The organism is Cryobacterium fucosi, assembly GCF_004403515.1.
Lineage (GTDB): Bacteria > Actinomycetota > Actinomycetes > Actinomycetales > Microbacteriaceae > Cryobacterium > Cryobacterium fucosi.
Genome location: NZ_SOHH01000025.1, coordinates 42,385 through 53,129 on the forward strand (window position 1 = coordinate 42,385; position 10,745 = coordinate 53,129).

11 protein-coding genes and 1 pseudogene are annotated in these 10,745 nt (G+C 62.8%); 4 read left to right on the top strand and 8 right to left on the bottom strand.

Features of this window, described 5'->3' with window-relative positions; translation table 11 throughout:
* Window positions 1–472 precede the first annotated feature (472 nt).
* A complete protein-coding gene (locus E3T48_RS02290; RefSeq protein ID WP_134522258.1) occupies window positions 473–712 on the top strand; it encodes a hypothetical protein in 240 nt (79 codons plus the stop codon).
* A gap of 194 nt (window positions 713–906) precedes the next feature.
* Here E3T48_RS02290 and E3T48_RS02295 read toward each other — a convergent pair whose 3' ends face one another.
* The 5 genes and pseudogenes from E3T48_RS02295 to E3T48_RS02315 all read right to left on the bottom strand — a co-directional run bounded on the left by E3T48_RS02295 (window position 907) and on the right by E3T48_RS02315 (window position 5,813).
* On the bottom strand, window positions 907–1,263 hold the full coding sequence (locus E3T48_RS02295; protein WP_241986564.1) for a DUF4913 domain-containing protein: 357 nt from the start codon (window positions 1,261–1,263) through the stop codon (window positions 907–909).
* Between the two features lie 288 nt (window positions 1,264–1,551).
* A complete protein-coding gene (locus E3T48_RS17565; protein WP_241986565.1) occupies window positions 1,552–1,917 on the bottom strand; it encodes a hypothetical protein in 366 nt (121 codons plus the stop codon).
* A gap of 3 nt (window positions 1,918–1,920) precedes the next feature.
* Window positions 1,921–2,121 (bottom strand): annotated as a pseudogene (locus E3T48_RS17110) (transposase); the annotation flags it as partial.
* Window positions 2,122–2,184: 63 nt separating this feature from the next.
* On the bottom strand, window positions 2,185–4,278 hold the full coding sequence (locus tag E3T48_RS02305) for a fructose-specific PTS transporter subunit EIIC (protein WP_134522260.1): 2,094 nt from the start codon (window positions 4,276–4,278) through the stop codon (window positions 2,185–2,187).
* A 281-nt stretch (window positions 4,279–4,559) separates the two neighbouring features.
* Window positions 4,560–5,813 carry an IS4 family transposase gene (locus tag E3T48_RS02315; RefSeq protein ID WP_241986566.1) on the bottom strand — a complete coding sequence of 418 codons (1,254 nt, stop codon included), beginning with the start codon at window positions 5,811–5,813 and terminating at the stop codon, window positions 4,560–4,562.
* A 573-nt stretch (window positions 5,814–6,386) separates the two neighbouring features.
* On the opposite strand from E3T48_RS02315, the gene E3T48_RS02320 reads away from it, so the two are divergent.
* The gene (locus E3T48_RS02320; RefSeq protein WP_134522262.1) at window positions 6,387–6,953 is read left to right on the top strand and encodes a LemA family protein; all 567 of its coding nucleotides are present in this window, start codon (window positions 6,387–6,389) and stop codon (window positions 6,951–6,953) included.
* Window positions 6,954–6,991: 38 nt separating this feature from the next.
* Here the strand turns inward: E3T48_RS02320 and E3T48_RS02325 are convergent, their stop codons facing one another.
* Window positions 6,992–7,549, bottom strand: a complete 558-nt coding sequence (locus E3T48_RS02325; RefSeq protein WP_241986567.1) for a sulfocyanin-like copper-binding protein — start codon at window positions 7,547–7,549, stop codon at window positions 6,992–6,994.
* Between the two features lie 26 nt (window positions 7,550–7,575).
* Window positions 7,576–7,842 (bottom strand): SHOCT domain-containing protein, encoded by a 267-nt coding sequence (locus E3T48_RS02330; protein ID WP_241986568.1) that lies wholly within the window; start codon window positions 7,840–7,842, stop codon window positions 7,576–7,578.
* A 563-nt stretch (window positions 7,843–8,405) separates the two neighbouring features.
* Between E3T48_RS02330 and E3T48_RS02340 the strand changes: the two genes are divergently transcribed.
* Entirely contained in the window at window positions 8,406–9,062 is a 657-nt protein-coding gene (locus E3T48_RS02340; RefSeq protein ID WP_134522264.1) for a hypothetical protein, read from the top strand.
* 174 nt (window positions 9,063–9,236) lie between these two features.
* On the opposite strand, the gene E3T48_RS02345 is transcribed toward E3T48_RS02340, so the two are convergent.
* A complete protein-coding gene (locus E3T48_RS02345; protein ID WP_134522265.1) occupies window positions 9,237–9,470 on the bottom strand; it encodes a hypothetical protein in 234 nt (77 codons plus the stop codon).
* A 674-nt stretch (window positions 9,471–10,144) separates the two neighbouring features.
* Here E3T48_RS02345 and E3T48_RS02350 point away from each other — a divergent pair.
* On the top strand, window positions 10,145–10,720 hold the full coding sequence (locus E3T48_RS02350; RefSeq protein ID WP_134522266.1) for a hypothetical protein: 576 nt from the start codon (window positions 10,145–10,147) through the stop codon (window positions 10,718–10,720).
* Window positions 10,721–10,745 lie beyond the last annotated feature (25 nt).

Genomic DNA, 10,745 nt, shown 5'->3' on the forward strand with positions numbered 1-10,745 from the left:
AAGGTTGACAGAGAGGGGATTTGCTCTGAGCTACTGGCCTCAACTCACCCTGACACGTAGAGCCTGGCTATGACGAGCGTGACGGCTCGATTCCTGCCTGTCTTGAGAATCTTTAGATTTTCAAGACACATTGATGTGGCGCTACCGGACGACAGATGTCGAACCGGGCAGCCCCACTGTTCCGCTCGCACGTGTCTGTCCGGTCGGGCGGCGGTGTGGTGGCGCACCCTGGGTGGCGGGCCGGTGGCGGTGCGTTCCAGTGCCATCGCCGAGGACCTTCGCGGCACAATGCGAGAGATGTGGTTTTGTGAGCGAGGCTCCCAAACTTTCATGCAGTCCCTACGGATTTGATGAGAACTCTCCGCTACAGGGAGCTTCGGGGGTACCGTTACTTTCAACCATGAGAGGTATCGCAACTTGTCGGGCGGGATGTAGATCAGGTCTGGCAAATCGGTCTCGAAAAGGAGATTTTGTGTCAAATCGCACCCCAGAACGCGCAGTTGAAGAACTTGAAGTTCGCGTGATTTCAGACCATGAGTGGCGGGTGGGCGACTTGCAGACCGATGAGCAGTCGCCCGAGAAGGTGCTCGGTTATATCGAGCAACGCGGCGCGGCATTCGAAGTTCTCAATATGGCGGCGCCACATCGTCACTTTATGTTTGACCGTCTGGAATCTGCGATCGCGTCGTTCGCTACGGTCAGGTCTTTCTGAGCAGCGGCGCCTATCCCTACGTGTCAGGGTGACGCCGGACGGGGTTGCGTCCCACGGAGTGGCGAAATCTCCGCAGTTGGGCCGGGTGTTGGGGGAGTGAAGCAAAACGCCTTTCGGGCTTCCCGCCGACCCGAGTGGGGGCCGTCGGGAGGTTTCACTAGTAGTACTTGGTGCCCAGGCGATTGAGGGCGATATCAGTTCTCCCGCATATCGGGGAAGAGTCCTTCCGGTGGGGCCGTGTATGGCAGTGGCTCGCCCGCTTTGTTCGAGTCCTCCGACTTCGCGAATGGGCCTTCGGTACTCATCAGGATCGGCATATGGTGATCGGCGTGCTCGATCCACCAGACACTGGAGCCGGTTGCGGCGTCGAGCCTTAGATGCTCCCACGCGCGCCAGAGCGCGTCGATACGGGCCAGTGCTTCCGGATAATTCCACCAGTCGGCCGCCCACCGGAAACTTGCGTTACCGGGCCCGACGCGACGGGCATACATGTGGATGAGGCGTTCACGCACGAACTCGTCGGACGAGCCGTAGAACAACTGATTGTTCAAAGGAAGAAAAGTACGATTTCTCGGTGAGTTGACCCAGGTTGGTCACCTCGAAACAGTCGGCGACTTGCCGAATGAAACCGAGGAATAGCCGCAGGATCCCCCTCCTTGAGCAGGCGATTGCACACCCGCCACTCGGTGGCGGACAGCTCGGTTGCTCCCACGTCGTAACACGTCGTTTCATCGTTACCAACGTCGTTCATGGCACCCCCGGCCGCACAATGAAAGTGGCACTGAAATCCAGCACACATCAGCGGGGAGAGGCTGTCAACGGGCGAGCCGTGACCTGCGTCACGTGAATACCGTGGGTCGCGTCCCGCGGAGTGGATGCTCCCATAATAGCGAGCGATTTTTTTGTGTCGGATTGGGTTGTGGGGTTAGGCCGATGAACTTCCGCTGGTAGGGCAGATTGGGACCAGCGCGTTGTCCTATCTCGAGTCGGCGTAGGCGCTGGTAGGGGACGTCGAGCTGTTTAGCCGCCTCGGTGAGGACGACGCCAACGGTGTGGCGGTGTTGCCGGAGCCGGGGTCCACTGGGCAGCGCGGTCGCGGGGTGGGCGAGTAACACGAACATTTCGTTGGCGACGTGGCGTTTGAGCCAGCGGACGATGTCGCGGTCGAAGAGGCCTTCGGCGGTGCGCCGGTCGATGTAGGCCATGGTTCGGGGATCCATGTGTCGTTTGCGTAGCAGCACGATGCGGTGCAAGGAGGCGTTGGCTTGCCGGTCACCACCGCGCGAGAGGCGAAAGCGCTGCCGTGTTCTGGAGGATACCGGTATGGGTGCGACACCGCAGAGGGCCGCGAACGGAGCCGTGGTGGTGCTGCGATCTGGATTATCGCCGGCAGTGGCGAGCAGGTTCGCGGCAACAAACGGATGCCGCCGCCCGCGTGGGCGACCGGCGGCATCCGTCGGGGGTGGCCTGGCCTAGATCGCGGCGGGTGTTGCCGTCTTGGCGCCGACCTGCACGGTCAGCGCCTTGAGCACGTCCGCCGGGGTCGCGGCCGACTGGAGGGCGGTCCGGAATGCGGGCTTCATCAGGGCGCGGGACAGTTGGGCGAGCACCGTGAGGTGCTCGGTTCCGGCCGCCGCCTCCGGAACGGCGATCATGAAGATCAGCGTGGCCGTGGAGCCGTCGACCGAGTTCCAGTCGATGCCTTGCGTGCTGCGGGCGAAGGCGAGGACCGGGGCGGTCACTCCGTCCGACTTGGCGTGGGGGATTGCGATGCCGTCGCCGATGCCCGTTGAGCCGTGCTCCTCGCGGGCGAGGGCGGCCTGGGTCACCAGGGTCTCGTCGGTGACGCGGCCGGTCGCGCTCATCAGGCCGGCGAGAGTGCGGATCATCGCGTCCCGATCGGTCTCGTCAACGTCGAGCACGATCGTGCGTTCGTCGATGTAGTCGAGCACTGTCTTCTTCGCCGGGGGCACGAGCGTCGAAGCGGACTCGACTCCTGCCGGGCCGGCAGCGCTGCCCGGGCCGGAACCACCGGCATCCGCGGCCGCCGGGCCGGTGGGAGCGGAGACGGGACCGGACGCATCCGCGTCCGACGCCGCAGCCCGGTGGGCCGACGTGCGCGCGGAAATGCCGAGCAGCAACACCGACACGAGGGCGGTGACTACGGCGCCGGTGAGCATGGCCGCGAAGTACATCGGCACCCCGGAGACCGCGCCGAAGACGGCGACGATCGGGCCGCCGTGCGGCACGGAGTCGGTGACCCCGAACAGGGCGGCGATGCCGCCGGCCACGGCACCACCGATCATGTTCGCTGGGATGACCTGCAACGGCTTGGCCGCGGCGAGCGGGATGGCACCCTCGGTGATGCCGAAGAACCCCATGAACAGGGCGGCGATGCCGGCCTCACGCTCGGGCTTGGAGAAGTAGCGGCCGCGGATCAGCGTGGCTAGGCCCATCCCGAGCGGGGGGACGGCGATCGCGGCGGCGACCATGCCCATCGGGGCCGGGTTCCCGGCGGCGATGAGGGCTCCACCGAAGAGGAACGCCGTCTTATTGATCGGACCGCCCATGTCGAAGGCGACCATGGCGCCGAGGATCAGTCCGAGCACGACCACACTGCCGCCCTGCAGGCCGGTGAGGAACGTGGTCATGGTGGAGAAGACCCAGCTGATCGGCTGGCCGAGGGCGAGCACGAAGGCGCCGCCTACGATCACCGTGGTGAGCACGGGGATCACGAGGATCGGCATGATCGGCTTGATGAAGCGGTGCACGGGGATCTTCTTGATGCCGAGGGCGACGAAGCCGACCAGGAAACCGGTGATGATGCCGCCGATGAAACCGGCGCCGGATTCGGAGTTGTAGAAGGCCCCGGTCGTGGCGATCCAGCCACAGATCATGCCCGGTGCGAGCCCGGGCCGGTCGGCGATCGCGTAGGCGATGAACCCGGACAGGATCGGCACCATCAGGGTGAAGCCCAGCACGCCGATCTGGTTGATCGTCAGCCAGAAGCTGCCCTCCGGGATGACGAGCCCCTTCGGGGTGGCCTCGCCGCCGAGGGAGAGCGAGATCGCGATCAGCAGCCCGCCGACCACCACGAACGGGATCATGTACGACACGCCGTTCATCAGGGCGCGGTACAGGTTGCCCCCGAAGTCGGCCTTGCCGGCGCTCGGGGCTGCGGCGCCCCGGCCGTTGTCGTCGCCGGCGGTGTCGGCGGTGGAGGGCTCGGCGGCGAGGGCGTCACGGATCAGTGCGGCGGGGTGGTGGATGCCGTCGGCAACCTTGGCCGAGACGATCCGCTTGCCCGCGAAGCGCGAACGGTCGATCTTGGTGTCGGCCGCGATCACGATGGCGTCCGCACGATCGATGTCATCCTGGCTGAAGGTGCCTTCCACGCCGACCGAGCCGTGCGTCTCGACCTTCATCTCGTAGCCGAGCTCCGCTGCCGCGCTCTCGAGCTTCTCGGCCGCCATGTAGGTGTGCGCGATACCGGTGGGGCAGGCCGTGATCCCCAGGATCAACAGTCTCGGTGGGGCCGACTTCGCATCGGCGAAAAGTTCGGGCATGAGTGTGAAGTCCTTCCGGGGCGAGGCCGACCGGAATCTCCGCGAACACCACAGCCCAATTTCATAAGCTTAGCTAAGCTTATCATCTCCCCCGAAAGAGGGAACGTGCCTCAGCCTAAGTCTCAATACCGTTTAGTTAAAAGTTTGAGTGGTGATTTCTGGCTCGTGGAGGGGTTGTGGCCAGTGCGCGTGGTGGAAGCGTTTGGCGGGCCATTTTGAGATCTTGCGTTTGATGACGCGAGGGTTTGATCGCCGTCGTCGTGCCGGGTTTAGTCGTCGGATCAGGGCGAGGATGGCGTGGCGCCAGACCGCTTTGGCGTGGTCAGGGTGTGGAGGGGGAAAAAGCGCCCTGAGCAAACAGAGCGGCGGGCGATGCGGAGTGCGGCAACGAAAGCGACCCGGTCAGGGTCGCCGCGAGCGTGTTGGGCGGCCTCAACCATGAGCGTGCGGATCGCGTAGTGGCAGCACAGGTGGCCCCAGATTTCCTGCTTGACCAAGTCGGGAGATTTAGACCGCATCACCATGCGCTGGCCGCGTTGGTGAGTTTTCAACTCGTCAAACACGGACTCAATCTCCCACCGTTCGGAGTACACGGTCGCGAGTTCTTCCGCGGAGGCCTCGGCCGGATCAAGGATCGTGGTCAGCAGCCGGTAGGCGTCAGGGTTGTCACGTCCGTCCTCGATCGTGTAGTCCACGACCCGCACGGTCAACGGTGGTGTCGATTGCCGCCCAGGACCCGAGGTCGGGATGATCGTCGCCAACCAGGACCCGTCAGCGAGAGTCTCCTGATACCGGGGGCGGAGGTTCGTCTTGACCCGCCAAAGCAGGTCAGCGCCCGTCGCTGCCGCCTGAGCCCACAACCGGAAGCCGTAGAAGCCGCGGTCGGCGAGGACCAACATGCCCGGTTCGAAGCGCCCCGCGAGCTCACGGGAGAGTTCAATTTCCGACGTCGTGCACGGGCCCATCACCGCGTCCAGAACGGCATGCGTTCCGCACTCCGCCAACGCCACCAGGCGTGCCTGCGGGAAAGCTGATTGCTCCCCACGACTCACAGGCGGGCGGCCAAAGAACTCCGCATTCACCACGCTGTCCGCCAGATCCAAGATTGTTCCGTCAATGGACATCAAACGCCGCCCCGCCAACCAGGAACCCGGCGTGTCAGGCCCTGCCAACGGCCGCGCGACGCGGGCAAACAGGTCCCGCACCGGCTCAAACCCCAGCCGCCGACGCGCCTGAAAAATGGCCGACTTCGACGGCGGCACGTACGCCTCGGACCAGCCCGAGGACCAGGACAAACCATCCGTCAGCTGAGCAAACACATCCTCGTACGACGCTTCGGCATACAAACCCATCCCGATCGAGAAATACGCCATCACCCGCGCCGGCAACGCCCGGTTCCGCCGCTCCGTCCGACCCGCCGCCTGTACCACCTCGTCGATGACATCCGCAGGAAACACCCGGGTCAACAAACCCACCGACACCAAATCCGACAACCGACGGTCAGAGACCGGTTTCACCCACCCTGTACGCGCCATAACCACAACGTAACACGAGAGTGCTTAACTGAACGGTATTGACGCTAAGCTCAATACCGTTCAGTTCGAGTGAACCTCGATCTTCGCGCATCCGCCATTGCCTCGAATTTCCAGACGATGAGTTGCGGCAATATGGCTTAACTGAACGGCATTGGGTCTAATGCGCACAGGTATGACACCTGGTAGGTATCGACCTCCCCCGGAGGGCGCCATTGGCGAGAGCACTGGAAATGTAGCGAAGTGGACGAACGACATGTTCATTGTTCCCTCCTGCTGGTCGAAAATCCACGTCGCGGTCCAGGCCGCTAAAACCGCTGGCAAGACCGCGTTGCCAGGCCGGCGGTTGACGGCCTACCGGTGCCCGGTCGTCCCTGGCCGTACGCTCTTACCTGTCAACCGCACGCACACACAACCGCGCCGGGCTCGACGTGCTCCGCGACTTCTACGCGTAGCTGGGAGTGTCATGAAGGCGGGGGTGGGAGTCTCAGGACACGCCGTTAGGATGGAACTGCACCGCACACGGACCTTTAGGGGCTGCTGAATCACCCTGCCTATGCACAAGGAGACGCTGTCATGGAATGGCTCATCCCGATCCTCATCGTTGTTGTACTCGTCACCATCGTGGGGATTTACCTGTGGGCGACCTACAACTCCCTTGTGACCCTCAATCTTCACTGTGACGAGGCATGGAGCGACATCACGGTGCAGCTGAAGCGGCGAGCGGATCTCATCCCCAACCTGATCGAGGCGGTCAAGGGCTACGCGGCACACGAGAAGAGTGTCTTCGAGAACGTCACGAAGGCGCGCGCCGAGACTCTGAGCGCACAGGGACCGACCGACGCATCCGTTGCGGAGAACCAGATGCAGACCGCGCTGAAGAGCATCTTCGCCGTCGCCGAGGCCTACCCCCAGTTGCAGGCCAGCCAGAATTACCAGCAGCTGCAGGTCGAGCTCGTCAACACCGAGGACAAGATCCAGGCTTCGCGTCGCTTCTACAACGGTGGTGTTCGCGAGATGATCAGCAAGATCAAGGTGTTCCCGAACAACATCTTTGCCCGCAATCTCGGTTTCACCGAACGTGACTTCTTCGAGGTCTCCGACTCCGCAGCCATTGCGGAGCCGCCGCGCGTGCAGTTCTAGTACTTTGTGGTCAGCAGCGCTGGGCCGCTAACAAAGTACTACTTGGTGACGGTGAGTTGGGTATACATTCCGGCGGCGTAGTGGCCGGAGAGGTTGCAGACCAGTTCATATCGTCCGGGCGCCAAGGTGATGGTCACCCAGCTTGAGGCACCGGGCACGACTCCCTGGCCCTCGCCTTCACCACAGCTGGTGGCTGCGTGACCGAGGCTACCTGCCTCATCGATCTTGGCGTCGCCACCGATCGGGCGACTACCGACAGTTTGAGAGTCCGAAAGCGGGAGGATAGTCATTTCATGATCTATACTGCCGCGGTTAGTCACAAGAAATGACACAGTCCCCTGCGGCACTGTGGCGCGGTCCGCGCTCAAACGCATAGTCCCGCCGTACATCATGCCATTACCCTGGCCCATCATCGGTCCACCCATATTCGTCAGGGCAACGTTGACGAGCGTCCCCGAAAGGGTCGGCGCCGTACACGAGGAGCCGGCTGGGAATCCGTAGCCGCCGGGATTCACCCCACCCCTCAGGGTACCGACCACCAGGACGGACACGCCGGTCAGGATGAGGGCAGCAACGATCCCGAGCACAACCTGCACACGGTGGGAGCCGCCTTGCCCCGGTTTCATTCCGGACGTCTGAGTGCTGCGCGGCGAGTGCTGTATTCCTCTTCGTCGATCTCACCGCGGGCGAAGCGTTCGTTCAGAATGCGCTCGGCGTCGTGGTGTGACGGGCGAAGCAGGTTACTTCCTTCGCTGGTATGTGTGCGCCGGAGCAGGAGCACGACTACCGTGACCACGCCTCCCCAGAACACCAGCATCATCAGTGCCATAGCGATCCAGGCACCGATACCCCAGTCGCCCCCGTACCATCCGTACATCATGACCTCCATCTATAACACTACTGCTGACCCTTGCTTCAGGAAAGAGCCCTGAGAAACCGGATGGACGGCCCTGTTCACCGCCGGCAACATACCACCGGGGCTTGCCACTACCAAATCGCTACTAAGAATTTGCCGAGATGTGCCGACAGCCTTCTTGATATTATCAGCAAGCAAATGATGCCCTTGACGTGCTTCACGCGCGGCGATCTGGAGCGCCACAGAGTAAAACACCGAGTCATCGCCAGACGCGTGACGACTGCGAACAATGGCAGTGATGTGTTCCCCTAAGTCCAATACCGTTCAGTTAGAGTGAACTTCGATCTTCGCGCATCCGCCATTGCCTCGAATTTCCAGACGATGAGTTGCGGCAATATGGCTTAACTGAACGGCATTGCGGCTAGACCGGCTGATCTGCGGCGCTGGCGATCGCGCCTATTCACTCCAAATAGAGTAAATACCGTTTCGGTTCCGTTCTGTGTGCTACGGTTCGTATCAGTGGTCTAACAAGGCTGCGAATCGGTCGTCGAGAAGACGACCGCACACCGTTTCGCTAACGATTAAGGAGCACCATCATGTTCAGAACCACCCCGGGGACACCCGCCCCTCACCTGCCCATCAAGACCGCAGCTCGCTACCTCGGGGTGTCCGCCACCCCGATCCGGAAGGGTCTCGCCTCCGGCGTGATCCCCAACCTGTCGTTGGCCACCGTGGAGACGCTCAGCCGCCGCGACGTCCTCCACGAAGTTGATTCAGTCACTGGCGCACCGGTACCGGTGCTGCGCCTGACGCCCTGGCAGTCGGAAACCCAGGATGACGCCGGCGCCCCGCCGCGGATGGGTATCGGCTACCAGCACTGCATGCTCGACGTCGACTTCCTCTCCTCGTGCGACCGCTGGTGGCCGACGTCGGGACGCGACCAGGTCCTGGCCGCGCAGGCCGTGCTCGTTGCAATCGGCAGCATCATCGTGGGCTGGATCGACATCGACATCAACAAGAAGATCGGCGTCGACTCCAGCGGCCGGCTGCACTACCCCGGCCACATCGTCGCTCGGCTGGATGACGTTCTGGGCCGCTCTGTGCGGTCTGTGAACACTTCCTCGCCAAACGCCGCAATCGCGCAGACGGTGATGGGCTTGCGGGTCCTCGGCGGCGGCGGCGGAAGCATCACCCGGCTGGACCCGTCTGCGGGCCTGAGCGCTGACGCTGATACTGAAGAGGGTGACGAGTAGCCCACCTCGAGCACATCTTGCCGCCTTCGGCGCAGCAGCAGCAGCTGCGTCGGGGGCGGCTTCTTTTTACTCGACCGGCCCGGCGGCGCTGAGCGCCGCGATTTCTGCTCGCACCTTGTCGATGTTCTTCTGGAACGAGGGCATCCAGCGTGTGAGCGCTGGCAAGTCGTCCGATTATACGACCAGCGTGAAGCCAGCCTTCTTCTTGTTCTTTCCGACGTTCAGCAACTCGGGTCGGACGACGAACGGAATCTCCAACGTTTCGAAATGCGCGCTGAGCTCCGGGACGCCCGCACCCCACTCCGTCGAGGCGCGCTGATCGCGCCAGATGCAGAAATCGCCGGTGGGATCGAACCACTTTCGCGAAGGTAGTCGTGCCGGTGAGCTGGACCAGATGCTGATCGTCACCGGTCGATATGGACACAGAGGCGTGAATCGGCACTTGTCGATTCTCGGCAAAGCGGCCACCGCTTGGCTGCCTGCTTGCTGTCGCAGCAGTGTCATTCTGGCTTCTGAAGAGCCGTTTTAGGAAACCCATGGCATGGTCCTCGCTGGCCTGCCACTACCGAGAGGGCCTCGGCCTTAGAAGGCTAGAGAACACGAAAAGCGCCCACTCGGGGCGCCCTTCGCTCTCGTTCGCTCAAGGTAGCCAGCGAGGTCACCACGACCCCAGCACCCGCCGTCCAGATTGTCTCGAGCATACACTGCAGGTACGTTCTGTGCGATGAGCTATTAATTTGAGTTGCCTTGTGCCGACCATTCATTCTGGTCTCCTTCCGAAGAGCCCTACCGGGCCGTTCTTTGAGAAGACGAACGAATGCCAACGTCATGACGAACGCCAAGCCACCTGTTACGGTCCAAAAATCGAATCTGGACTCGCTGACACCTTCAACGAACGAGGTCTTCAGTGTGCAGCCGCATCGATTGCGAGCACAAGTCCCCGAAAGAGGGCACAGGACGGTGGCACGAATCACGACCCAAACGGCACACCTTTGCAGGACCGCGCGGCCAGTTGCACGGACTCATAGGGTTGCAGCATGACGGTCTCAGCGTTCCAGTAGATCCCCGAACGCCACCTCGGAGTGGCAGCGACGCTCGCTCATGACGACGAGCTGATCGAGCAGGTGGGCGAGCTGCTCCTCGGGTACCTCGCGCAGGAGGGCGGCGGCGTCAGCATCAAGGAGATCCCAAAGGGTCCGGTCAGTCAGGCCGTGATTGAGAGCGTCGCCCCGATTCCTCGCAAGGTCGCGCTGCTCGTGGCCGACGCGCTCGTCGTGCTGCGCGCGGCCCTGGAGCACACGCTGTTTGCCGAGGCCGAGTTCCTGAACGGCGGGCCGCTGGACGAGAAGCCTGCCAAGACGATCGAGATGCCCGCGCGGCTCACGCACGAGGAGTTCGCTGACTGGGTGGCGAAGCGGCCCCGCCTCGCTCCGGAGTCAATGAAGTCGGGCAGCGAGCTCCTGCGCCGAGTTGGCGGGTTGCAGCCCTTCCATCGCAACGTCAGGCCCGAACCTGCACCCATTGGCGCGGCTGACGTCCCAGACGAACCACGCGAAGCACCGGACGCCCGCGATCACGGTGGTGCGGCTAGTACTACAGTCGCGTTTATTTTAGGTTCGTCGGCGTGGTTCTTTGCTTTCGGCATGGGTCCGTGTTAATCCTTGCGGGTGGGCGATGATGTTT